Origin of the sequence: Candidatus Paracaedimonas acanthamoebae, assembly GCA_017307065.1 — a bacterium.
GTDB classification, from domain to species: domain Bacteria; phylum Pseudomonadota; class Alphaproteobacteria; order Caedimonadales; family Caedimonadaceae; genus Paracaedimonas; species Paracaedimonas acanthamoebae_A.
The window spans coordinates 22379-45254 of record JAFKGL010000016.1; the positions used below are offsets into that span (position 1 = coordinate 22379).

Genomic DNA, 22876 nt, shown 5'->3' on the forward strand with positions numbered 1-22876 from the left:
TATTTATGATTAAGAGGCTATAATTTTAAGCCGTTCTTGTTTTTTTGGTGTTAAAATTGACGTTTCTTCTTGTTGTTTAGCTTTTTTCTCTATTTGCGATTGTTCTTCTTGTTTTTGCTTTTCATCTAGTTTTTTTGCTTCTTCAGCTTGTTTTTTTCTAAACGCTGCAACGCGATGGCGACGGGTTGCCTCAGCTGGGATCGTTGACACGATCCCAATCATAACAACCATAAATAAGCTTAATATTTTCACTATTATAACATTTTTTGTTGATGGCTTAATTCACGTTTACACCAAAAGGGACAAAGATTTCTTCACCCGCCAGTTTGATCTGTAACCATATTTTATAAAAACCTGACTTCTCTGGCATAAAATGGAACATTAGTTCAGGCCCTCCTCTTTCCTTCTCATCTGTAGGCTCTTTCCCCATAGGATGAACGTGAGCAATTGTTTTAAAATCTTCATTAATAGCAACAATATGCGCAAAAGCCCCCATTATTGGCTCAAGATCTTTCACATCTTTTCCTTCCTTATTGAGAACTTTTATCTTGCCCATTGCGGCTTGCCCTTTTTTGAGCTCTTTAGTCTCGAAGGCTAATGAGTAAAGGTTATTACCAATCTTCTCATCAAGGCTTAATTTCTTCTCAGCTGCTGGACTGTAATTTCCAACTGTTGCAAGATTCGTGCTGATATATTCTTCTTTTCCTGTGTTTAAGGGCACAATATCAACCCATATCTTATAAGTTCCTTCATTCTTAGGTGTCCACCTAAACTCATAAACACCTGGCTCTTTTGTAGGAGTAGGGTGCACATGTTGATAATCAGTTAGTGTTTGATCAAAAATAAGGATGTGTATTTTCTCAGTATGGACTTCCTTAAGATCAGTGAGAAGGACTTCCTTATGATCCTTGATTGATGTCAGCTTGATTCTTGTTGGTATAATTTTGTCCTTTTGCGCTTGGCTTGAGAGCAAAACATCAACTTTAATTGTAGGCTCCTGCTGGTCTTCATGTGAACAATGATTCATTTTCATATCAGATGCCATTTTGTGAGACTCTCCCTCATGAGACAAAGCAGCGGGCGTTAAGCTTAATATCCCAAGGGTTACTCCCAAAGAATTTAAATACGTGTGTAACTTTTTCATTTAATTTTTCTCCTATTCAATAATAAGTTTTTGTGTTTCTATCAAACGTTGACCCACAAGCCAGAACACAACAGGTGTTAAGATCGTATCGAGTAAGGTTGAGGAGATCAAGCCACCAAATATTACGGCTGCAACAGGATGCAGAATTTCTTTTCCAGGTTGATCTCCACCTATTAAAAGGGGAACAAGAGCAAAAGCTGCAACAAGTGCCGTCATAAGAACGGGAGACAACCGCTCCAGTGATCCTCGAATAATCATTTCTTTTGTGAACGTCTCTCCTTCATATTTCATTAAATGAAGATAGTGAGAGATCTTTAAGATGCCATTGCGAGTGGCAATGCCAGTCAACGTGATAAAGCCCACCAGACTTGCAACTGAGAGTGTTTGATTGGTCACCCAGATTGCAACAACACTTCCAATAAACGCCATAGGCACATTCGCCATAATAATAAGCGTCAAGGGAGTTGATTTAAAGTGGCTATTGAGAAGGATAAAAATACCCATGAGCGAGAGAAGAGAAAGTAAGAAAATAAGCTCAGTTGCTGACTTTTGACTTTCAAACTGCCCCTCAAATTTTATAAAATACCCTTCAGGGAGTTTGAGAGAGGCAAGCTTTTTTTGAACATCTTCTGCAACATCACCTAAAGCACGATCTTTGGTATTAGCAAAGACAACGATACGCCTTTGGGTATTGTCCCTGCTTATTTGATTAGGCCCTTGGGTTTCTTGAATATCAGCCACAAACCATAAAGGGATTTTGCCTGCAGGGGAGTCAATAAGTGTGTTGCGGATTTTATCAAGATCTGCTCTTTCTGCTACGGGCAAACGAACAACAAGATTGTATCTTCTAGCCCCTTCTAAAATTTGAGTTACAATTTTTCCTGACAGCAGTGTCTCAATTGTCTCGCCTAAGGTATTAACATTCATACCATACTTAAGTGCTTCTTCTCTTTTAGGAATAATTTGGACTTGAGGGATTAAGGTTATTTGTTCAACTTGCAAATCCGTTATGCCTTTTATATCACTCATTAAAGATTTCACTTTATCGGCACTTTCTCTAAGTTGATTAAGCTCCTCTCCAAAAATTTTAATGGCAAGCTCAGCTCTTACCCCTGAGAGTAAATGATCTAAGCGGTGAGAAATTGGCTGCCCAATATTGATGACTGCATTTTGAAGGGTTGCAAGGCGCTTACGGAGAGCACTTAAGACTTCTTCTCGAGAGCGCTTTGATGGTTTGAGATCAATATCGATTTCAGAAGAGTAAACACCTTCAGCATGCTCATCAAGCTCAGCACGCCCACTTCGGCGCCCAACAGAGATTACTTCAGGCACTTCTAAAACAAGCTTTTCTGCAATGGTACCTACCCGATTGGTCTCCTCAAGGGATGTCCCTGGGGGAAGCCTTAAGTTAATGGTCACTGTTCCTTCATTAAAAGAAGGAAGAAAGGCCTTTCCTAAGAAAGGAACCGATGCAGAGGCTAAGAGAGTAAGTAAGATTGTTGTAAGAATAGGAATCTTAGGACGTGCAAATGACCACTGAAGGACTTTGGTATCCCACTCTTTAAGGTGCCTAACAAGCCAGCTATCACCATGCTTTATTGCCTTGATACGCGGCAGCAAGTAATAGGATAAGACCGGCGTTAAGGTGATTGACACAAGAAGTGAGGCTAGAATTGAGACGATATAAGCAACCCCTAAAGGGCTAAAGAGCCTACCTTCAATACCGCTTAAGGCAAAAAGAGGCAGAAAAACAAGCACCACAGTCAGTGTTGCATAAATGATCGAACTTCTAACCTCCACTGAAGCATCTTTAATCACTTGAACAATAGGTAAAGGAGTGGTGAGCTTAGCATTTAATTTAAGACGCCTTAGAATATTCTCAACATCAACAACAGCGTCATCCACAAGCTCTCCAATGGCAATGGCAAGCCCCCCTAAGGTCATGGTGTTAATGGATAAGCCAAATTGATGAAAGATAATGGCCGTAATTAGAATTGAAATGGGAATTGCGGTAATACTGATAAAGGTTGTGCTGAAGTTCATGAGGAACGCAAAAAGGATGATAAGGACTAAAATAGCTCCGTCTCTTAAAGCTTCTTCTACATTTTGGATTGAGTTTTCTATGAAAGTGGCTTGCTTAAAGAGAATTTGATCCACTTTAACATCTGCAGGCATTGTCTTTTGAAGCTCTTTAAGACTTTTTTCAATGTCACGTGTTAAAGAAACTGTATCAGCGCCTGGTTGCTTCTGAATTGAGAGGATAACAGAAGGCTTACCATTAATGCTGGCATCTCCTCTTTTAACAGTAGGCGCAAAGACAACATGACTTACCTGATCAAGCGTTAACGCGTGAGCGCCTTGATATCTAAGAGGCGTCTTTTTAAGATCCTCAAGCTTGTTTGTAAGTCCTAAAAATCGAATCAGTGACTCTGTTTTAAAGCTCTCAAAATATCCCCCTGTTGTATTTTGAGCAAACCCCTCAAGGCTTTTTAAAAGGTCATCTAAGCTCACATTGTATCCAAGCATCCGATGGCTTAAAGGTTGAACTTGATATTCCTTGACTTCACCCCCTATTGGAATCACTTGAGCAACCCCTGGAATACTTAAAAGTCGTGGCCTCATTGTCCAATCTGCAATCGTTCTTAAATCCATAGGAGAAGTCTCACCACGCAGAGAACTCACACCAATTAAAAGAATCTCACCCATAATGGAAGTCACAGGCCCTAAAGCAGGGATAACATTGGCAGGAAGTTGTGAGAGTGTTGTATTAAGCCTTTCACTCACAAGCTGGCGGTTGCGATAAATGTCTGTTCCCCAATCAAACTCAACATAAACAATTGAAAGCCCAATGCCAGAGGTTGACCGAACACGCATGACGCCTGGAAGCCCATTCATGGCTGTTTCTATAGGGAATGTAACCTGCTTTTCCACTTCTTCAGGGGCAAACCCTGGCGCTTCAGTTAAAAGAGTTACAGTGGGCCTGTTGAGATCTGGGAAGACATCAATTGGCATTTTAGGCACAATTAAAGAGCCATAGATGACAGCAGCCATATATAAGAAGAGGATAAGCCATCTATTTTTTAAGGAGAATTCAACAATTTTGGTAAACATAATATGCTTATTTCCTAAGGGCTGTTGCTAAAGTTTCAACATTTTCAATAACACGTTCACCAGGTTTTAACCCTTCAAGGATTTCAGCTTTATCGTCAAAAAAGAGCCCAACTTGGACAGGGCGCGTAACAATAAGCGCAGGTTCTGCAAGGATAAATACGCTGTAATTTTTACCATTTTTAAAAAGGGCTGTTTGCGGAATGACAACCTTTTTAAAGGTTGAAGGAAGCGAGATCATCACATCAACAAACTCTCCTATCATGAGGGCAGGAGCTGTTTCTTTTATGCTAAATAAAATATGACGGGCTTGATCGTTCTCCCCAACCTTTGGACTTAAGCCTTTAAGCGTTAAAGGATAAACCTTTTCAGCCTCTAAAGAAGATCGTAAAGAGGCTTCTTTAATTTGATTGGTGAGAGCGTAATCATAAGTGTAAGCCTCAATTTGAAAAGAAGCAGGATCGACAATTTCTGCAATAGGCTGGCCAGGTTGAACAATTTGCCCAGGCAAGAGGTGAGAATCATTAAGGATGCCTGCAATAGGTGCACGGATAAGCTCGCGTCCAAGGCCAGTTGTTAAGATTTGTTGCCTACGCTTTTTAGCGCTTTCTAAATCTGTTTTGGTATCTTCAAGCTTTTTACGGGCAGAGAATTTTCCTAAAGTGGTTAGTCGCTCAACATCTCTTTCAAGTTGTGCAATCTCACCTTCAATTTTATAAAGCTCTGTTTTCTTATCTGTTAAATCAACAGAACTCACAAGAGGCTCAACAATAGCAATTACTTGATTGGCCTCAACCTTATCCCCTGTCGTGGGCATGGGATAAGTTGGATCTGCAACCACTCTTGAAGCTTGAGGAACATGCACTTGGGCATAGCCATTAGGGCTTGCAACGACTTTAGCCGGGAGAAGCACATATTGAGGACGGTCCATATTTTGTGCTTGGAAAGCCTTAAGATTAGCCACACGTTGCTTTTTTTGAGGCAAAAAGACTCTTTGAAGCAAACTTAAATCACTGGGAACAGAATCTAAAGTCGAGATACTTTCTTGTGGAGAAGGCTTACTTTCTCCATGGTCTTCGCCCCCATGAGAAAAGGTTGGAGTCGTGTTAAAAAGAGTTGTTAAGATGATTGATAAGATTAAAGTTCTGTGCATCGTCTGCTCCCCCTAGAATATCCATTTTTAGACTAAAACTCTTAAAATATTCTTAATTAAATTTTATTAAAGTTTTACCTTTTTCAAGTTCAAAGCATTCCAGATTACAGACACTGAGCTTAAGCTCATCGCTGCAGCTGCAACAATTGGACTGAGTAAGTGACCAAGAAAGGGATATAAAACACCTGCTGCAATGGGCACACCTAGAATATTGTAGATAAAGGCTAGAAAGAGATTTTGCTTAATATTCTTTATCACTTCAGAGCTTAAGCGTCTTGCTTGTATAATACCTCTTAGATCCCCCTTAACAAGGGTAATCCCTGCACTATGAATAGCAGCATCTGTGCCTGTCCCCATTGCAATACCAACATCCGCTTGAGCAAGGGCTGGAGCATCATTAATGCCATCCCCTGCCATGGCAACCTTTGCCCCTGATGCTTGAAGAGATTTAATAATTTCGAGTTTATCGACAGGTGTAGCACCTGCTTTTACATCCTTAATGCCGAGCTGACCAGCAACAGCTTTAGCTGTTGCCTCATGATCTCCTGTGACCATATACATCTTAATGCCTAAATCTCTTAGATGATTAATTGCTTCTTTTGAGGAGTCCTTGAGAGGATCAGCAATACCAATGATGCCTTTTAATTCTTTATTGAGTGCAACAAATATTATTGTTTGAGCGTCTCTTCTTAAATTATCAGCTTGGCTCATAAACGAGGATGTATTGACATCATTTTCTTCAAGAAAGCTTTTATTCCCTACCATAATCTCTTTGCCTTCTATAAGCCCTCTGGCGCCTTTACCAATGATTGTTTGAAACCCTTCGAGCTTTAAAAGAGGTAAGTTCAGTTTTTGTGCTCTTCTGACAATTGCTTGTGCTAAAGGATGCTCGCTCGCAATCTCAAGGCTTGCAGCATAGCGCAAGAGCTCTTCATTCTTTATGCTGTTATCTGTAAAAATTGAAACAACCTGAGGCTTGCCAAGCGTTAAGGTCCCTGTTTTATCAACGATCAGCGTATCCACTTTCTCTAATGTCTCTATTGCTTCTGCATTTTTAATAAGGATTCCCTTTTGCGCGCCTAAGGACGTCCCCATCATAATCGACATCGGTGTTGCAAGGCCTAACGCACAGGGGCACGCAATAATAAGAACCGCAACTGCATTAATGAGAGCAAAGTTAAGACGAGGCTCAGGCCCATAATTAAACCAAGCAACAAATGTAATGATGGCCGCCACAATCACAAAAGGGACAAAATAAGAAGAAGTGAGGTCTGCCATTCTTTGGATAGGCGCTTTCGTTCTTTGCGCATCACTCACAAGCTGAACTATTTTGGCAAGAAAAGTCTCACCTTGCTCTTTTTCAACCCTCATGAGGAATGACCCTGCTCCATTGAGAGTTCCTGCTATAACCTTTGAGCCAATGCTTTTATCAACTGGGATAGGCTCCCCTGTGACCATGGATTCATCCACCAGGCTTGTTCCTTCCAGTACAACGCCATCAAGAGGAATTTTCTCACCAGGACGAACTCTTAAGATATCACCAATCCTTATATTGCTAATTTGAGTATCGTGTTCATGACCATTCTCTTTCACAAATCTTGCTGTATCAGGCATAAGCTTTAAAAGAGATTTAAGAGCTTGAGTGGTCTGTTGTCTCGCCTTTAACTCTAACACTTGCCCTAAAAGAGCAAGTGCTGTGATAAGAGATGCTGATTCAAAATAAAGGGCAACTTCATGACCATGTACTATTGTCGTTGAGGGGAATAAATGCGGCCAAAAAAGTGCCACGCAGCTATAGATATATGCAGTTCCAATCCCTAAGGCGAGCAGTGTAAACATATTGAGGTTCTTATTCTGCAACGATGTAACGGCTCTTTGAAAAAATGGCCCTCCAGCCCAGATAACGACTGGAGTGGATAAAACAAACTCACTCCACCTTAAGAAGAAAGAAGATAGATTATTGAAGATATCCTCTTTCACCATAGTCCCCATTGAAAGCAAAAGAACAAAGGCTGAAAGGATGGCAGCGCCCCAAAAGCGCTTTTGCATATCTTCAAGTTCGGGATTATGCCCCTCGTCGAGTGAAATTGCTTTAGGCTCTAGTGCCATCCCACACTTAAGGCAAATTCCAGGACCTTGACTTATGACCTCTGGGTGCATGGGACAAGTGTATTCAACAGCTTTTGTTGAAGTCGGCTTAATTGTCTTTTCGCTTCTCTTTTGGTAATTTGAGCAACACTGAGGAGAATAGTGGTTTTGGGTCATGATTCTTCTCCCTTGGGCGTACTATCACCCTCAAAAGCTTCTATAATAGGACACTCTTCTATCCTACCTTCTCCTTTGCAGCATCCAACAAGATGCTCAAGGCTATTTTTGATTTTTTGTAGGTTTTCTATTTTTTCTTTAATCTGCTGAATCTTATGAAGCGATTTCTGATAAACATCATTTCTTGCAGTAAAAGCATTATTTTTGAGTGATAGAAGCTCTTTGATCTCAGCTAAGGAGAAACCTAATTCTTGAGCTTTTTTAATAAATCGAACACGTTTTATATCTTGTTCAGAAAATATCCTATATCCTGAAACTGTACGATGAGGTTTATTTAAAAGAGACTTACGCTCGTAAAAGCGGATAGTTTCAATTCCAACGCCAGCCTTTTGGGCTATTTTCTTAATAGTAAGTGCTTTATCGAGTGCCTTCATATTATTTCTCTTAACTTTCTCTATAAGTTCAGTCTAAACCCTGTACCTAAGTATAAGGTCAAGAGGTAAATAATAAGATAAGAATGTTTGACTTACTGATGTTTTAAAAGTGAAATTTTTACTTTGTACAAATGATAATATCGCTATTAAGCGTTAAGATTAGTTGAGGAAACCTTACTCTAGCGCCTAAACATCCAATTAATTCTAGCTGCACGCTTAATCTTGACATCATAGATGGTAGAACCTAATACACTCGATGGGTTGATTGCTTTTAAATTATAGACATCTGGCTCTGAAGTTAGCTCTATGTAACGTAGCATCAGACCACCATTTTCTAATTCTACGATCAGAGGCTCATCTGTAATAAAGGCTAATTGCTCATGCGGAATAATTTTACCTGCAACGTGATCCCCTGGCTTATAAAAAGGGAGCGCACTATCATCATAAATCACAAGCATCAAAGAATCTTTATAAAACTCCTTAAATGCGGCTGTTGCTCGCCATATGAACTCTTCCTCATCGCTGATAGATAGAGGTAGGAAATTAGAATTCTGAATGGATGATACCCCTAAGTCTATGGGTGCAGCCCCTTTTCCTGTCATGATCCACTCAGCGCTTACTTTAATACCTTCTTTACTCAAAATGCTTGCTAGATTCTCAGCGACTTCTTCTGAAAAAGCGGATGTTCCGTTCTCCCAAGCTGCTAAGGAATTAGCACTTAGTTTATGTTTTTTTGCAAAGATCGTACGCGGGAGTTCTGTAAGGCTTCTTGCCTGCTTTAGTCTTGCTGCTGCCTCTTTATTTGGCTGTCTCACATTCATAAATCTATCTTTCCATCTACTCTATTGTTCTATGTCGTTTATTTAACATCTATATAGACACATCTTTATCTATCAATCAACTGATAATTTATTATAAATGATATATTGTTATATTTTATATTAACATTGTTAATATATTGACATAATTACCTACTGGGTCTATCTTGCTTAGGAATCACATAAAAAAGAGGAGAAAAACCCATGGACAATAGATTCTTAACCCCCGCAGCTTTAGCCCAAAGATGGAACCTGGAGCCTAATACACTTGGGCAATGGCGATGGAATGGTCGAGGACCTAAGTATCTTAAGATTGGTCGCAGAGTCTTATATCGCTTGTGTGATGTTGAAGAATTTGAAAAACGCAGCCTTCGGCAGCACACGTCTCAGACTTTTGTTGATGAATCTAATGAGACTAGCAATTTTTTATACACATAATGCAGGCATCATGAATGACAAAACTTCTTATTAATGAGACGCCTTTACAAATATTCCCAACTTTAGCAAGGAAAATTGGCTTAAATGAGGCCATTGTACTTCAACAGATGCATTATTGGCTTCATTTTCATAGAGATAATCAGCATAGGGTTTACAATGCCTCTGAACAGTGGCAAAAGCAGTTCCCATTTTGGTCAAGAGATACCATAAAGCATACTATTATCTCTTTAAAGAGGCAGAATCTCATCACCGACGCCAAGTTAAGCCAAAAAAATTCCAGGCAATGCCAGGGGTACACAATCAACTATCAGGCATTAGAGAGCATCACAGCATGTAACAATCGAACAGGTCAAATTGATACGATCGAAGAGACACTCCTCACATCCGATCATAACAAAATGACACGATCGATTATAACAATATGCTCAGAACATTTTGACACAATCGAAGATAACAGATGCTCTACAGCTGATGGCTATAAGGAATACTTTTATGAATCTTAATCCAGAACCTTCCTTAGAACCATCTTCTTTACCAAAAGGCCGACTTCTTATGGATGAAATGCCTCTTCAGTTGCTGCCAACCTTGGCGACAAAGGTAGGCTTAAATGAAGCTATTGTCCTGCAGCAAATGCATTATTGGCTTACATCTAGTCATAATAAGAATTTTATTAACAATCGCCATTGGGTCTATAATTCTTATGAAGGGTGGCACCAACAGTTCCCGTTTTGGTCAAAAGAGACCATCAAGAGAACTATTTATTCCCTTGAAAAACAGAAGCTCATCTTAAGTTGTAAGCTGCGTGAACAAAGACTTGATCATCGCAAATGGTACACCATCAATTACCAAGCATTAGAGGGGGTTAAACTATGTAACAATCGATTGGGTCAAAATGACACGATCCAACATCAAGAATTTGTAACAATCGATCGTAGCAAAATGACACGATCCAACATAACAAAACGACCTGATCATTATAAGGAACAGAGACTACATACAGAGATTACTCATAAAACCCTCTCTCTCATCTCTCCCCTTAATTCCCCAAGCAGCATCCCTCATCAAACACAAGAGGAAGAGAGAGAAGAGATTGGATTAAAAATGATGGAGATGTTCTCAAAGTATGTTCTTCAAGGCCAAGAACTTCTCCTTCATCCTGTGAGAATGAGCCAACTTAAGCATGTCTTAAACACTCAACTCAAGGGGAACTTTGAGAACTGGGAGAGAGTTTGCCAAAACATTACAAAATCCAAGTTTTTGATGGGAGAAGCTCAATCCTCAGATTTTAAAGCAACGCTGGATTGGGTGATCACAAAAGATCATGCCATCAAGATTTTTGAAGGCAATGCTTACGGCATTGGCGACCGGGTAATCTCTAATACCTCACCAACCTCTTCAGAAGAAGCTCAAGAAGCTTTTATTCTTGAGTTTACAACTTCCAACAAACATCCTCTTTGGATTCAAACAGGTCTCATTCTCTCGAAGAAGGTTGGATTTTGCACCTTCAAGGGCTGGATTTCTGCCCTTGACATTCTTGAGACCCAAAATGATCACGTAACCCTTTGTGCACCTTCTAAATTTATTCGAGATTATGTGAGCAAAAATCTGATGAATCTCCCCATCCAACAAGCTTTAGAATCAGTGTTAGGGTATGAGCTTAGATTTGTGCTTGTGAATACTGGCTCTAATCTGGAAAGCAAGCCTGAGGCACCTCAAGGGGAAGCTCAACCCATCTCTATCTCGGAAGACTCAAGCCAAGTACCTGCTCTTAGTGAGCAAAACGCTGCTGTTTCACCTTTAACTCAGCCTCAAATACAAAATTTAACTGCCCCACCCTTGGATATCAACAAGGGCTTATTTCCCCCTCTCAGAAACCCCTTTTTTGGAAGTTCTGATCCACCCCTAAAGCCGCCCAATACGCAAGAATTAAGCAATGAATACAATTAGTGAAAGGAATAAAAATGAAATTAACACTTGTAAAAAAAGCACCCTTTACCAGCCTTGAGCGAGATACCGTACTCACTGAGGCACAAAAACAATTTCAAATGAGGAACTTGAAGAAAATGATTCGCTTTATAAAAGCACAGCTTAAGCGATTAGAGAAAGAAGGAACCATAGATTAGGACAGAGACCGCGCAAAGAATTCGACCTCTCACGCGCGGGTCTCCGGTACACCAACAACACAATGGAGTGAATTAATGTACAACCCACTTATACCCTACTTTAAAGAAAAAGGGGGCCTTTTAAATATCACAAGACCACTCAAGAGGTATTTCACCCTTCTTGGTGCTGCTCTTTATCATCACAGCCTTCAAGCTGCTGAAAATGACATGGTCTTGAAGGATGTCTTTGCGAAGATTGAAAAAACCCTCACAGGGGGTGGTTTTAGGCTTGCAACTATCGCAGGCGGCCTTGGCGGCATTGTCATTTCAGGCGTTAAAGGAAACTGGCCTGTTGCAGGTCTTTTCTTAGGTCTTGCTGTCACAGCTCATGCCTTCGTGGACTGGGTTAAAGCCAGTTACACTTTTTTGATTTAGGGAGCGTGCTATGCGTGAACGTGGAAAACACTTGCTCCTTCATCATCTGGATTCTCCTGCCAGGTGGTTGATTTTTACCAAGGATGAAGCTGCCGCTCTTTTGATCCCTCTTCTTGTGGGACTTGGCACATCCCATCAAGGCTCAGGACTCTTGGTGGGTCTCACCTTTTGCTGGGCACTACGCAAACTCCGCAAGATGGCAGGCCAAGGCGCCCTCAAGCATTTGATGTACTGGTACCTGCCTCATAACAAAGCCAAACTTCCTTTAACGCCGCCTTCACATATCAGGGAGTGGGTGTCATGAAAGAAAAGCTTCAGCATTTAAGGCTTCAAGATCTTTTAAGGCACAGAAATTACCTAACCTTTATAGCGTCAGGTCTTCTTGGCTCAAACCTGCTCATGACCTTTGCTTTGTGTACCCAGAGTGAGCGGGTTGTGCTTGTGCCACCGCATCTCACAGGGGCTACGTGGGTTGAGCGAAGTAAAGTCTCGCCTCAGTATCTGGAAGAGATGGCTTTGTTCTTTGGAAGCATTCTCTTAAACAAAACTCCTCAAAGTGCTTCCTATCTCCATGAACTCTTGCTTCGTTATGCAGAAACAAGTGGCATTGGTATGCTCAAGCACCAACTTCGAGAAGAAGAAGAGAGATATCAAAAAAGTGGGCTTAGCACCTCATTTTATCCCAAAAAGGTTGTTGTTCGGGAGAAGAACTTACAAGTGGATCTCTCTGGCGAGATGGTCGGTTATGTCAGTCAAAAGTGCATTTTCCAGCGTGAAGAGACCTACCGCCTCACCTTTTCTTTTGCTCATGGGCGATTGCTCATCACCTCCTTTAAACCTCTGACAGGAAAGGAGCAAGACCATGCGTAAGTTTCCACTTCTAGCAGTATCTTTACTTGCTCCTGCCGCCAGTGCTGTTCAAATTCTTTCCATTAAAAATCATGGCTCCAGCGAAGTCATGATCTCAAGTACTGAACACACGCGAATATCGGTTGAGAATGATCGCATTGCTCAGCTCTTTGGTATAGATGGGCGGCTTTCTTTTGAGCTCGACGAGATGAACGGCCAAGTGTTTATCACCCCCACCCCAGGTACTGAAGGTCAATCGCTCCTTATCACTCTCACGACAGAAAAGGGTTTAACCCATGATCTCAGGGTTAAACCCTCAAGAAGATCAGCTGAAGCCATTTTATTGAGGCCAAAGACGCAAGGGTTACAAGAGAAAACTTCTCCGCTACACAGCTATCAAGGGTTAATGCTTGAGTTGATAAAGTCTTACGCAACTGGTGTCTTAAAAGAGCCTTATAAGGTTGTTGCACTTCAAAACAATCTTTCAGAGAAGATTGAACCTAAGCTGGCTCTTCAACCTATAAAAGAGATCTACTCTCCTCAGTTCATTGGAAAGGTTTGCCAGGTCAAAAATGAAGGGGGCGCAACGCTTCTTTTAAGCCCTCATCATTTTGCCAAATTTAAGCCTTTGGCCATCGTTTTCTCAACAAGAGTGCTTAAACCTTTATTACAAACTGAAGTGCTTCTTATTTTAGCAAGGAGTGGATCATGAGTGAGAATCAAACCCCTCAAGCCCTTAAAAAGAAGCAGTTCTTCATTTTAGCAGGGGTGGGATCTATTCTCGTCTTAGCGCTGCTTTTTCTCTTCGATGTAGTCTCAGGCTCTAAAGAGCCTCCAGTACAGTCAAAGACACAAGAGTCTAAGATTGCAGGCTCTACTTCCCATCTTGATCCTCGTGAGATTTGGGCACAGCGAATGGAAGAAGAGTCCAAAAAGCTCAATGATAAGCTTTCATCACTTGAAGGACTTCTTAATCAAACGATGGCAGAAAATGCAAAGCGCACGTCATCGCAAGACGAAAATTCCCTTCAGCAGATGCAAGAGCAAATCAGTGAGCTTCGCACGCAACTGGAGCAGAAGAATCAAGAGCCAGAGCAAGACACATCCTCTGCCAGAGTCTCAACCTTTGATGGCCAGACATCCAGAAAGATTGTCCTCAACTTACGAAAGAATGCTCGCTATGAGGCACACCAAAACAGAAAGAAAGTTGAGGACACCATCCCCGCAGGCGCTTATGCCTCAGCCATACTTTTAGGGGGCGTTGATGCTTCTACGTCTGTCAGTGCTGCTAATGATCCACGGCCCGTGCTCTTGAGGGTCATTGATCCAGGAACCTTACCACGGAAGTTCAAAAGTGATCTCAAGAACTGCCATGTGTTGGCCTCTGCTCATGGGGATCTTTCCTCAGAACGTGTTTACATGCGCCTTGAAAAGCTCACCTGCACTGAACCCCTCACAGGTGAGATCTCTGAAACCCAAGTTGCAGGCTACATTTCAGGAGAAGATGGCAGAGCAGGCGTGAGAGGAGTTGTGGTTGATAAAACAACAGATCTCATGCGGAATAGCCTCTTAGGAGGCTTTGCAAGCGGTATCAGTAATTTCTTACAAGCCAGTAATCAAAGTAGCGTTTTCCCAACCACACCCTTTGGCCAGAAGAATGCTTTAACAGATGATCAGCTTCTTAAATCTGGAGCTTATAGTGGCATTGGCAATGCTTTAGAGAAGTATGCTGATTACTACATTAAGCGTGCTGAGCAATTACAACCTGTTCTCACAGTTCAAGCTGGCCGCAAGGTCAATATGGTCTTCACGGAAGGCACCAAGTTTGGCGACACCACCGTCAAACAAGTGATTGCTGAAGCCAGAGACCAAGCTCTTTCCCAATCAAGAGACAAAATCCAAGTTGAAGCCCTTAAAGAAACCAACAGCCAGAATAGTGAAAGCATTCACCGCTGGCTTCCTAAAATCGGAGAGAATCAATGAAACAAATAATTCCCATAATAACTTTACTCACACTTACGGCATGCACTTCTTACAAGGAAGGATTCGATTGTGAAGCCGTGCCTGGGGTGGGGTGTAAATCTATCACGCAAGTTGATCGTATGATTGATGAAAGCAAGATTGGAGCCGAAGAAGAGCAAGATCCTTTTTCTAATTCTAAAACCACACCAGGAGAAGTCACGGTCGGGAAGCAACAAGAGTCATTAAATAAGACTAGAGGTGTACATGTCTGGATCGCCCCTTATTCAGATGATGAAGGGATTTGGCATGGCTCCCAGAGTCTATTTGTGCCCCTTACAACAAATGAGAAAGGGGAGATGTGATGTTACAAAATCTGCCTCAACTCCTAGGTCATAAGATTGCCACCTTCTTTGGAGAGCGCACCAATTATGGGGTAAACCCCACCTCTCCTTCCTTGGATGCGCTCAATGAGGTCCTAAAGACCTACAGTCTTTCAGAATTTATGCCGTATGAAAGCTATGATCCAGGTGTGAGTCTTTTTAGCAATCATCAATCTATTGGTTTTGTCCTCGAAACACCCCCTTTGGTGGGATGTTCTGAGCAAATGCAAACGATGGTGAGTGGTATCTTCCGTGATCTCTTGCCTGAAGAGTCCTGCCTTCAGTGTATCTTGTATGCGGACTCTCACATTGATGGCTTTTTAGAGAACTGGCAACAATCCCGAAAGGGCAAGGGAGAGATCACAGAATACCTTGCCGAGCAAAGAATAAATCACTTAAGGAATCTTATCTTTGAAGGTACAGGCTCGACCTGCTTTCGTCATTATAGATTCATCATGGCTTACTCAAAACGGGGGAGCTTATTAAATCCTCTTTTAAAACAAGAAATCCTCTCTTTAAGAGACCAACTTTCAGCCGCTCTTCAAAACTTAGGTCTTCCCCTTAAACTATGGGATGCGAATGATCTCATACAAACGCTCTCAGGGTGGTTTACTTCAGCTCAAGAGACAGCCCAAGACACCCGCAAGTGGAATCAATTTGACTCACTTTCAAAGCAAATCCTCATTCCTGGCCAGCACTTCTTGATTGAACCAAAACATATTGTTGTAAACTTTGAAGACTCTTATACCCGCACGTATGCTGTTGAAACAGAGCCTGATGAATGGTCACTCCATGCTATGGGAGAGTTGATTGGCGATCAATTTAGGGAATACTTGCGACTCCCTTGCCCCTTTATGATCCACTATGGCGTTTATGTCCCGCCTCAGGAGAGTACCTCAACGCGTCTTAAAGCAAGAGCAGCGTACTCAGAACGGCAAGCCACCCCCTCCCTCATTAAGCTGATTCCCCGTCTTCAAGAAGAAGCAATGGAGTTTGCGTATATGCGAGAAAGACTTGCTGAAGGTGAGAGACTTGTGAGAACAAATCTTACAATTACGCTCTTTTGCCCACAACAACTTATGGAAAGAGCCGATCAAGCGCTGCATACAGTTTACAAAACGAAGAAGTGGAAGCTCCGAGCCAATAGAATTATTCATCTTCAATCCCTTTTAGGATGCTTGCCGATGAACTGGGGCGAAGGCATTCATGAAGACTTGAGCTATCATGGAAGGACAAAAACCACTCTTTCAACAGAGTCTGCCAATCTTGTGCCTTTGCAAGGCGAGTGGTGTGGGACAAGATCTCCTGACGTCTTGCTCTCTGGAAGACGAGGACAAATCTTTCATTGGTCTCCTTTTGATAACACGAGTGGTAATTATAATGTGTGTGTGGTGGGGCGGTCAGGCAGTGGTAAATCCTTCTTCATGCAAGAAATGCTAACCTCCACTTTGGGGCTTGGGGGGCGTGTCTTTGTTCTTGATGTTGGCAGATCCTTTGAGAAGACCTGTCATTTATTAGGGGGCCAGTTTATTGAATTTACCACAGATACCCCTTTATGCATTAATCCCTTCTCAACAATCCCCACTCAAAGTGTAGAAGAGACCTCCGATGCTTTAGCAATGTTAAGGCCCATTGTGGCGGTAATGGTAGCGCCTAAACGCGGTACCACCGATATTGAAAATGCCTTTATTGACAAGGCTGTCTTTGCAGCCTGGGAGAAGAATGGAGCAAATGCATCCATTGATGATATAGCCGAGTGGCTTCAACTTCAGACGGACGAGCGGGCCAAAGACCTCAGCACTATGCTCTTTCCTTACACATCCCAAGGGGCTTATGGACGGTTCTTTAATGGCACATGTAATGTCAACTTTAAGCATAATCTTGTTGTCATTGAATTAGGGGAGCTTAAAGAGCGGAAAGAGCTTCAAAGTGTTGTCTTTAAAACAGTCTTTATGCAGATCCTTAATCAAATGCTGGGGGGCGATCGTAAAACCCCCACGCTCATTAAAATGGACGAGATTTGGGATGTCCTTAAAGGAGAACAAAAAGAAGAAGCACACTACATTGAAGCAGGGGTGCGGCAATCCCGTAAATTCTTCTGTGCTCTTGTCTTTGGCACCCAATCAGTTCATGACTTTTACGCCTCTCCTGCAGCACAAGCTGCCTTTGAAAACTCTGATTGGCTGTGTTTACTTTCTCAAAAGAAAGAGTCCATTGCACAACTCAAAAAGAGTGAGCGTCTCTTACTTGATCCAGGAGCAGAAGAGCTTTTGAATTCAGTCACCACCCAACAAGGTAAATATGCCGAGATTATGATTGTGGGACCACAAGGAGCAGCTGTGGGAAGGCTTATTACTGATCCTTTCACGCGAATCCTTTATTCGACCAAGGCTGAAGAATATGCAGCTGTCAAACAGTATCAAGCGCAAGGCATGAGCTTGCTGAATGCCGTAAAGGTTGTTGCAGGAGTTGCAGCATGAGAACAGCTACTTTTAAGTTCATCATTATGGCAGGGACAACCCTTGCGGCTCATCTTATTGCCCTAGGACTCTTCTATAAGGTGATGCCTCAGCCCAAAGAACAAAAGATTGCGGTTGTGGATCTCCAATCTCTCCTTCTAAGCCAACTTAAGGGAAATGCCACCCAAACAGATGCTGAGCTTGCGTTGAGGATGAAGAAGCTCCATCACCAAATCCAAAATATCACAACCCAACTCTCTCAAGAAACAGGGGCGCTCATTGTCTCTAAAGACGCTCTTCTCTCAAAAGGGGAAGACTGGACAGAGATTGTGCGGAAGAAATTGGAGAGCTTATCATGAACCCAAAGCTTGTTCGCCTTCTCCCGTTGAAATATCTGAATGTCGCCAACGGTATTCTTGTTTTCATCCTTGTGCTTGGCCTTGGCAATTGCATTTATGAGCGTACAACCCTTGCGATCAACGGAAGTAAATCGTTAGAGGGCAAGTACTTCTTCGTCATTAAGAGCTATGGAGCCCCTCTTACTCTTAAAGAAGGCGATTATGTCGCTTTCACTCATCCTTGGGTGCCAGGGATTGTTATTAAGCAAGTGAAGGGAGTGTCAGGAGACACTGTCCTTCATATCAATCATAAAGCTTTTGTAAATGAAGAGCTTATTGGTCCTATTTTTAGCTTAAGTCGTGATCAAAGAACTTTAACCCCTGGATTCCAGGGCATTATCCCTCAAGGATCATACTTTGTGGCAGGTGAGCATGCGCGGAGCTTTGATTCTCGGTATGCAGAAGTGGGGCTTTTAACAAATGAGAACATCTATGGCAAAGCTTATAAGATATTTTAGCGTTTCTCTATTTATGATTTCCTCACTCCCTGCCAAGGACTTATGTTGTCATGGGGAACTCTTTCCGATTGCGGAAGAAAGCCTCCTTGAAGTTATCAAGAGGCGCCTTCTCAACATGCAAGAAAGTGGCGCCCTTGAGACCTACCAGAAGCAGCTTGCAGAGCATGCCAAGAAGAAAGCACTCATCCCCGAGCCTGTTAAGATTCAGCATACGAAAATCTCGCGTACTTTTTACTATGATCCAACACTCACGTTATCTGAAGACTTGAAGGATCACGAAGGGCAGGTTTTTGCCAAGAAAGGCGATAAAGCTAATCCTTTAGAGATTATCCCTCTTACCAAGGAATTGCTCTTTATCGATGGGGAAGATGAAGAGCATCTAAATTGGGCGCTTTCTCGTACCTTCCCTTCAAAAATTATCCTTATTAGAGGCCAACCTCTCAAGCTGGAAGAGAGACATCATCGCCCCTTTTATTTTGATCAGTTAGGGTTTCTCACGGGGCGCTTAAGCATTAAGCAGGTTCCTGCCCGCGTCTTTCAAGAAGGCACACGCCTTAAAATAGAAGAATTAAACATCCACATAACACGGAGTTCTAATCATGAATAAGTTATTCCTTAAAATTGGTATCATATTTCTTGCATGTATTGCCTTGCTTACCTTCCCAATCTTCAAGCGAGCCTCTCTTGAGCGAAAAATCTTGCATGATTATGAGGTGCTGCAAAAACCTGAAGCTATCACTGATGCCAAAACCTTGAAGAGAGTCCATCACCTTGGCCAGAAATATGGCTATGGAGAGGTGTACACAACTTTAACAACAGAACAGCTTTTTGGCCCGCAGGCTGAACATCCTTACAAATCACCGCCTGAAAATACTGAGAAATCTAATACTTCCACAGAAGGACAAGATAGAATATGAAACACTATAGATATCAATTTTTGAGTAAGTTCTTTAAGTATCCGCGTTTTTCAGGCGTAAGGTTCCTAAAGCTCTCAAAGCTTGATTGGGTGGTGATCAAGTTCTTCGCAGCATTGCTCCTCCTTATAGTGGGCATATGTCATACCCACCTTCTTATCAAAGACCTGCAATCAAGTTTTGAATTAAGACACATTGAGGCGCTCAATAAGAAGCTTAAAGAGCAAGAAGGGAGTAAAGGCTCAACAAAAGAGGAAGGCAAGTAGCCTATGCGTAAGCTCACCTTCTTCCTTTGCTGCTGGGCTGCTTTTACCTTTGAGGGGCGTGCTGCCTGTCATGGACGGTTTGTGAATCCTATAACCGATATTTGCTGGTCGTGTATCTTTCCTATCACGTTGGGCGGCATTAACCTGATGAGAAGTGGGGAAGACACCCCTAACCCCAGAGATTTTGTCTGCTATTGCTCAACCCCTGTGCCAAGGGTCGGAATTCCAATTTCTTTCTGGGAGCCTGTGAGGCTCGTGGATGTCACAAGAACGCCTTATTGCCTGGTCAATATGGGGGGAGTCCAGATTGGAAGTTCAGGTATGACGCACCGAGGCGGCAACGCCACTAAATCAAGTGTTTTGGGCGGTCTTAAGCATAGTTTTTATAATGTGCACTGGTATGTGTACCCTGTGATTTGGTGGCTGGAGCTTTTGATTGATTTTGTCTGTTTAGAGAAAGCTTCTTTTGATCTTTTATGGATCACAGAAGTCGATCCCACCTGGAATGATGATGAATTGGGCTTTCTCACTAATCCTGAAGCTGTCTTTTTTGGAAATCCTATGGCACAAGCCGCATGCGCTGCCGATTGTGTTGCAGCATCCGCTGGATTTCCCAATGATTTGTTCTTCTGGTGTGGGGGATGTCAAGGAAGCCTTTATCCTTTTGGGGGCACAATCACTCATCATGTAGGGGGTGTGCAAGCCTCCCTCCTCGCCACTCAACGGTTTATAGCTCGCCTTCATCGCTTTGGCCTTTTATGGGGATACATGGGCAGCTCTGGCCTTTGTGGAAAGTACCCCATGCCCATCATTAAAAAGTCCCAATACAAAACACAAATGACATATCCCATCCCAGCAACCCATAAGGGTTGTTACCCTTTAGGACGCACGGAAGTCACCTATAGTTCAGGACGAGAGTTTCCCACCCGCGGTGAGGATTTTGGCTATTTAATATGGAGAAAGAGAAATTGCTGCTTGCTTTAAGATTACCATTATATCTCGTGCTGAGCTTATCCTTAACCAACAAACTTATGGCTCTCTGTCCCACGAGCCAAGAGCATCCCAAAACCTGCCCTGTTCAAAAGCTAAGTGCTCCCCAAGAAGAAAAACTTCCGACAGTTTTGGTCTTTGCTTCCTTTTCTATGCCTCAAGCAACGATAAAACATTTGGCAATTGACCTTAAAAAGGTTGGTGGTGCTTTAGTGATCAGAGGCCTTATTAATAATAGTTTTAAAGAGACTGCCATGGCTCTTCAAAAATTGGAGACAGGGGTTCTTCTCGATCCAACCCTCTTTGAGAAGTATAATGTTACTTCTGTCCCCACCTTTATCATCTTTGAAGGCGATCTTAAGGACGAACACCCACCTTATGACCGCCTTATGGGCAATGTCAGTTTACGATTTGTTCTTGAGAAGGTCGCTCAAGAAGGCGAGATCAAAAGTGTTGCTCTTTTGCTTGAGAAGCTCAAAGGGGGCCAAGCATGAAATGCCTCTTGAGTCTTATCATGGTGGTATCTTCCTTATGGGCGTCTGAAATGGATGAAAAGGCCAAGGAAGGAACTTCTCATGCAGAGAAACTTAAAGTTGAGAGTCAGAGCACGTCTTTGAATCCTGCAAGTATAAACCTTAAAAAGGATATTCCAGAATATAAAGATGGTGTTGCGGCTTCAAAGCTTGATGACAGCGCGCTTAAGCAAGCTGAATCTCATGCCATTCATGATGATCATGCAAGCCACATTTACAATCTTCACACCCATAAAGATACCAGCATTAAGATTGATCCTCTCCATGATCCTTTAATTGTTGAGTCCGAAGCCCTCCTTAAAAATCCCATAAAAATCTTAGCAGAAGAGCCTCATCAAGTGGTGGAAGACGCAGAGGAAGAGATTTATGAAGAAGTTAAATGTGAAGAGGCTAGAGATCCTTTTGAGCAAAGCTGCCTTGAAGATCGGAATGTCATCGTCAATACACCTCCTACCCAAACGTACCCTCTTACGATGACTGTTTATTCTCATGGGTGGTCAGGTGGGCTCTCGCGAAATGTCATTACAGGACAAAAATATGACAGCTCTACAATGAATAATGGGGGTGGATACGCAGCATGGACACGGATTGAAAATCCTTTTCCCTCTTCTTTAGGCACCATTATCAGTGTGACGCATACCAATCCTCAATGGTACACCTCTTTTTCTAATAATATCCTAAATGTTACAACCAGCAATGGGGGCTGGTTTTGGATTAATTATTATTATGCCACTTTTGATATTGTCTACCAGCCTCTTGCAACTGAAAAGGATGTTGTTGAGACGATTCAAGATGGGTGCCAGTTCCTAGAGGCTAACTCTGATAAGGAAGTGTGTTCTTATGAGACGATGGAAATCACCCAAGGGCCTGAGACAAGGGTCTTTAATGGTCTGGCTGTAACGCGAGACTGGTGGCAAAGACGAAAAACTTATTCCTGCCTTCCACAGGCCAAAAATAATTGTGATGCTTTAAGAACTCGTGGCTGCATGCAGGTCGGATCACACTGTTTAGAATATATTAACAAGATTTGTATTAAGTACGAGCAAACCTTTAAATGTCCTCAAACAAGGAAACTTAAGGTCACTCGACTCAAAGGGGGAAAAGCCCCTTATTGCATCACGGGAAATTGTTTCACCCCTAGTTATGCCCCTAACACCGAGATGCTCGATGCCATCTCAAAATTAGAAGTATTTAGGAAAATCCAAGAAGACTTAAGAGCCAAAAAGCCAGAAATCTTTGGGGGTGATCATGACCATTGTAAAAAGAATCTTGCCAACTTCAGGGATTGCTGTAAGGGGGGCAAAGGCTGGGGTGTTTCTTTAAAGCTGGCAGATTGTGATGCTAATGATGAAAGACTAGCGGAGCGCAAAAGCAAGAACCTTTGTGTATATATTGGTTCTTTTTGTAAAGAAAAAGAGAAATTAACGGGGATTTGTCTTAAGAAGCAATTCTCTTACTGTTGTTTCCATTCCAAGCTTTCACGAATTATCCATGAGCAAGGACGCCCTCAGATTGGCCTCGGTTGGGGATCACCTAAAAACCCAACGTGTCGTGGCCTCACAAAAGAGGAAATTTCCCAAATTGATTTCTCTAAGCTTGATCTCAGTGAAATCAACCAAGAACTCATGAGCCGCTATCAGGAAAAAGACCTTTCTTCTTATGTCAACCAAAGACCTAATCTCCTTCAAAACATCGACACGCAAATTAAGTTGATCCAGAAGGAACTCTCGGTTCCTAAAGACAAAAAGCCAGAGCGGGAACTTTAAAGAT

At 42.3% G+C, this 22876-nt stretch carries 25 protein-coding genes; 18 read left to right on the forward strand and 7 right to left on the reverse strand.

Going from position 1 to position 22876, the window contains the following annotated elements; all coding sequences use genetic code 11:
* Window positions 1–9 precede the first annotated feature (9 nt).
* From J0H12_03965 to J0H12_03995, 7 genes are all read right to left on the reverse strand, one after another.
* Window positions 10–252 carry a hypothetical protein gene (locus tag J0H12_03965; GenBank protein ID MBN9413059.1) on the reverse strand — a complete coding sequence of 81 codons (243 nt, stop codon included), beginning with the start codon at window positions 250–252 and terminating at the stop codon, window positions 10–12.
* Window positions 253–277: 25 nt separating this feature from the next.
* Entirely contained in the window at window positions 278–1144 is an 867-nt protein-coding gene (locus J0H12_03970; protein ID MBN9413060.1) for a hypothetical protein, read from the reverse strand.
* A 12-nt stretch (window positions 1145–1156) separates the two neighbouring features.
* Window positions 1157–4255: an efflux RND transporter permease subunit gene (locus J0H12_03975; protein MBN9413061.1), complete on the reverse strand. Its 3099-nt coding sequence runs from the start codon at window positions 4253–4255 to the stop codon at window positions 1157–1159.
* A gap of 7 nt (window positions 4256–4262) precedes the next feature.
* Window positions 4263–5405: an efflux RND transporter periplasmic adaptor subunit gene (locus J0H12_03980; GenBank protein MBN9413062.1), complete on the reverse strand. Its 1143-nt coding sequence runs from the start codon at window positions 5403–5405 to the stop codon at window positions 4263–4265.
* Between the two features lie 66 nt (window positions 5406–5471).
* Window positions 5472–7514 carry a copper-translocating P-type ATPase gene (locus J0H12_03985; GenBank protein MBN9413063.1) on the reverse strand — a complete coding sequence of 681 codons (2043 nt, stop codon included), beginning with the start codon at window positions 7512–7514 and terminating at the stop codon, window positions 5472–5474.
* A 152-nt stretch (window positions 7515–7666) separates the two neighbouring features.
* The gene (locus J0H12_03990) at window positions 7667–8104 is read right to left on the reverse strand and encodes a MerR family transcriptional regulator (protein ID MBN9413064.1); all 438 of its coding nucleotides are present in this window, start codon (window positions 8102–8104) and stop codon (window positions 7667–7669) included.
* A gap of 179 nt (window positions 8105–8283) precedes the next feature.
* The gene (locus J0H12_03995; GenBank protein MBN9413065.1) at window positions 8284–8925 is read right to left on the reverse strand and encodes a hypothetical protein; all 642 of its coding nucleotides are present in this window, start codon (window positions 8923–8925) and stop codon (window positions 8284–8286) included.
* A gap of 201 nt (window positions 8926–9126) precedes the next feature.
* On the opposite strand from J0H12_03995, the gene J0H12_04000 reads away from it, so the two are divergent.
* The 18 genes from J0H12_04000 (at window position 9127) to J0H12_04085 (ending at window position 22872) form a co-directional block, all read left to right on the forward strand.
* Window positions 9127–9360 carry a helix-turn-helix domain-containing protein gene (locus J0H12_04000; protein MBN9413066.1) on the forward strand — a complete coding sequence of 78 codons (234 nt, stop codon included), beginning with the start codon at window positions 9127–9129 and terminating at the stop codon, window positions 9358–9360.
* Window positions 9361–9374: 14 nt separating this feature from the next.
* Entirely contained in the window at window positions 9375–9863 is a 489-nt protein-coding gene (locus J0H12_04005; protein ID MBN9413067.1) for a hypothetical protein, read from the forward strand.
* Complete coding sequence (locus J0H12_04010) at window positions 9853–11307, forward strand: hypothetical protein (GenBank protein MBN9413068.1); 1455 nt, start codon at window positions 9853–9855, stop codon at window positions 11305–11307. The genes J0H12_04005 and J0H12_04010 overlap by 11 nt, the downstream gene beginning before the upstream one ends.
* Before the next feature lie 14 nt (window positions 11308–11321).
* A complete protein-coding gene (locus J0H12_04015) occupies window positions 11322–11483 on the forward strand; it encodes a hypothetical protein (GenBank protein ID MBN9413069.1) in 162 nt (53 codons plus the stop codon).
* Window positions 11484–11558: 75 nt separating this feature from the next.
* Window positions 11559–11897, forward strand: a complete 339-nt coding sequence (locus tag J0H12_04020; protein ID MBN9413070.1) for a hypothetical protein — start codon at window positions 11559–11561, stop codon at window positions 11895–11897.
* A gap of 10 nt (window positions 11898–11907) precedes the next feature.
* Entirely contained in the window at window positions 11908–12201 is a 294-nt protein-coding gene (gene traL, locus J0H12_04025; protein ID MBN9413071.1) for a type IV conjugative transfer system protein TraL, read from the forward strand.
* Entirely contained in the window at window positions 12198–12767 is a 570-nt protein-coding gene (gene traE, locus J0H12_04030) for a type IV conjugative transfer system protein TraE (protein ID MBN9413072.1), read from the forward strand. The genes traL and traE overlap by 4 nt, the downstream gene beginning before the upstream one ends.
* Entirely contained in the window at window positions 12760–13458 is a 699-nt protein-coding gene (locus J0H12_04035; GenBank protein ID MBN9413073.1) for a type-F conjugative transfer system secretin TraK, read from the forward strand. Before traE ends, J0H12_04035 begins: the two co-directional genes overlap by 8 nt.
* Complete coding sequence (locus tag J0H12_04040; GenBank protein MBN9413074.1) at window positions 13455–14729, forward strand: hypothetical protein; 1275 nt, start codon at window positions 13455–13457, stop codon at window positions 14727–14729. The genes J0H12_04035 and J0H12_04040 overlap by 4 nt, the downstream gene beginning before the upstream one ends.
* On the forward strand, window positions 14726–15070 hold the full coding sequence (locus J0H12_04045) for a hypothetical protein (protein ID MBN9413075.1): 345 nt from the start codon (window positions 14726–14728) through the stop codon (window positions 15068–15070). Before J0H12_04040 ends, J0H12_04045 begins: the two co-directional genes overlap by 4 nt.
* Window positions 15070–17568 carry a type IV secretion system protein TraC gene (gene traC, locus J0H12_04050; protein ID MBN9413076.1) on the forward strand — a complete coding sequence of 833 codons (2499 nt, stop codon included), beginning with the start codon at window positions 15070–15072 and terminating at the stop codon, window positions 17566–17568. The genes J0H12_04045 and traC overlap by 1 nt, the downstream gene beginning before the upstream one ends.
* Window positions 17565–17906 (forward strand): hypothetical protein, encoded by a 342-nt coding sequence (locus J0H12_04055; GenBank protein ID MBN9413077.1) that lies wholly within the window; start codon window positions 17565–17567, stop codon window positions 17904–17906. Before traC ends, J0H12_04055 begins: the two co-directional genes overlap by 4 nt.
* Window positions 17903–18403, forward strand: coding sequence for a S26 family signal peptidase (locus tag J0H12_04060; GenBank protein ID MBN9413078.1), 501 nt, complete (start codon window positions 17903–17905; stop codon window positions 18401–18403). Before J0H12_04055 ends, J0H12_04060 begins: the two co-directional genes overlap by 4 nt.
* Window positions 18378–19010: a type-F conjugative transfer system protein TraW gene (gene traW, locus J0H12_04065; protein ID MBN9413079.1), complete on the forward strand. Its 633-nt coding sequence runs from the start codon at window positions 18378–18380 to the stop codon at window positions 19008–19010. The genes J0H12_04060 and traW overlap by 26 nt, the downstream gene beginning before the upstream one ends.
* Window positions 19003–19320 carry a hypothetical protein gene (locus tag J0H12_04070; protein MBN9413080.1) on the forward strand — a complete coding sequence of 106 codons (318 nt, stop codon included), beginning with the start codon at window positions 19003–19005 and terminating at the stop codon, window positions 19318–19320. The genes traW and J0H12_04070 overlap by 8 nt, the downstream gene beginning before the upstream one ends.
* Before the next feature lie 266 nt (window positions 19321–19586).
* Window positions 19587–20567 carry a TraU family protein gene (locus J0H12_04075; GenBank protein ID MBN9413081.1) on the forward strand — a complete coding sequence of 327 codons (981 nt, stop codon included), beginning with the start codon at window positions 19587–19589 and terminating at the stop codon, window positions 20565–20567.
* The gene (gene trbC / locus J0H12_04080) at window positions 20552–21067 is read left to right on the forward strand and encodes a type-F conjugative transfer system pilin assembly protein TrbC (protein ID MBN9413082.1); all 516 of its coding nucleotides are present in this window, start codon (window positions 20552–20554) and stop codon (window positions 21065–21067) included. The genes J0H12_04075 and trbC overlap by 16 nt, the downstream gene beginning before the upstream one ends.
* Window positions 21064–22872, forward strand: a complete 1809-nt coding sequence (locus tag J0H12_04085; protein ID MBN9413083.1) for a conjugal transfer protein TraN — start codon at window positions 21064–21066, stop codon at window positions 22870–22872. The genes trbC and J0H12_04085 overlap by 4 nt, the downstream gene beginning before the upstream one ends.
* Window positions 22873–22876 lie beyond the last annotated feature (4 nt).

What these genes read in the sequence shown, in the direction of transcription:
- J0H12_03970 (MBN9413060.1), bottom strand. Translation starts at nt 1,144, where the DNA reads ATGAAAAAGTTACACACGTATTTAAATTCTTTGGGAGTAACCCTTGGG.
- J0H12_03975 (MBN9413061.1), bottom strand. Translation starts at nt 4,255, where the DNA reads ATGTTTACCAAAATTGTTGAATTCTCCTTAAAAAATAGATGGCTTATC.
- J0H12_03980 (MBN9413062.1), bottom strand. Translation starts at nt 5,405, where the DNA reads ATGCACAGAACTTTAATCTTATCAATCATCTTAACAACTCTTTTTAAC.
- J0H12_03985 (MBN9413063.1), bottom strand. Translation starts at nt 7,514, where the DNA reads ATGGCACTAGAGCCTAAAGCAATTTCACTCGACGAGGGGCATAATCCC.
- J0H12_03990 (MBN9413064.1), bottom strand. Translation starts at nt 8,104, where the DNA reads ATGAAGGCACTCGATAAAGCACTTACTATTAAGAAAATAGCCCAAAAG.
- J0H12_03995 (MBN9413065.1), bottom strand. Translation starts at nt 8,925, where the DNA reads ATGAATGTGAGACAGCCAAATAAAGAGGCAGCAGCAAGACTAAAGCAG.
- J0H12_04000 (MBN9413066.1), top strand. Translation starts at nt 9,127, where the DNA reads ATGGACAATAGATTCTTAACCCCCGCAGCTTTAGCCCAAAGATGGAAC.
- J0H12_04005 (MBN9413067.1), top strand. Translation starts at nt 9,375, where the DNA reads ATGACAAAACTTCTTATTAATGAGACGCCTTTACAAATATTCCCAACT.
- J0H12_04010 (MBN9413068.1), top strand. Translation starts at nt 9,853, where the DNA reads ATGAATCTTAATCCAGAACCTTCCTTAGAACCATCTTCTTTACCAAAA.
- J0H12_04015 (MBN9413069.1), top strand. Translation starts at nt 11,322, where the DNA reads ATGAAATTAACACTTGTAAAAAAAGCACCCTTTACCAGCCTTGAGCGA.
- J0H12_04020 (MBN9413070.1), top strand. Translation starts at nt 11,559, where the DNA reads ATGTACAACCCACTTATACCCTACTTTAAAGAAAAAGGGGGCCTTTTA.
- traL (MBN9413071.1), top strand. Translation starts at nt 11,908, where the DNA reads ATGCGTGAACGTGGAAAACACTTGCTCCTTCATCATCTGGATTCTCCT.
- traE (MBN9413072.1), top strand. Translation starts at nt 12,198, where the DNA reads ATGAAAGAAAAGCTTCAGCATTTAAGGCTTCAAGATCTTTTAAGGCAC.
- J0H12_04035 (MBN9413073.1), top strand. Translation starts at nt 12,760, where the DNA reads ATGCGTAAGTTTCCACTTCTAGCAGTATCTTTACTTGCTCCTGCCGCC.
- J0H12_04040 (MBN9413074.1), top strand. Translation starts at nt 13,455, where the DNA reads ATGAGTGAGAATCAAACCCCTCAAGCCCTTAAAAAGAAGCAGTTCTTC.
- J0H12_04045 (MBN9413075.1), top strand. Translation starts at nt 14,726, where the DNA reads ATGAAACAAATAATTCCCATAATAACTTTACTCACACTTACGGCATGC.
- traC (MBN9413076.1), top strand. Translation starts at nt 15,070, where the DNA reads ATGTTACAAAATCTGCCTCAACTCCTAGGTCATAAGATTGCCACCTTC.
- J0H12_04055 (MBN9413077.1), top strand. Translation starts at nt 17,565, where the DNA reads ATGAGAACAGCTACTTTTAAGTTCATCATTATGGCAGGGACAACCCTT.
- J0H12_04060 (MBN9413078.1), top strand. Translation starts at nt 17,903, where the DNA reads ATGAACCCAAAGCTTGTTCGCCTTCTCCCGTTGAAATATCTGAATGTC.
- traW (MBN9413079.1), top strand. Translation starts at nt 18,378, where the DNA reads ATGGCAAAGCTTATAAGATATTTTAGCGTTTCTCTATTTATGATTTCC.
- J0H12_04070 (MBN9413080.1), top strand. Translation starts at nt 19,003, where the DNA reads ATGAATAAGTTATTCCTTAAAATTGGTATCATATTTCTTGCATGTATT.
- J0H12_04075 (MBN9413081.1), top strand. Translation starts at nt 19,587, where the DNA reads ATGCGTAAGCTCACCTTCTTCCTTTGCTGCTGGGCTGCTTTTACCTTT.
- J0H12_04085 (MBN9413083.1), top strand. Translation starts at nt 21,064, where the DNA reads ATGAAATGCCTCTTGAGTCTTATCATGGTGGTATCTTCCTTATGGGCG.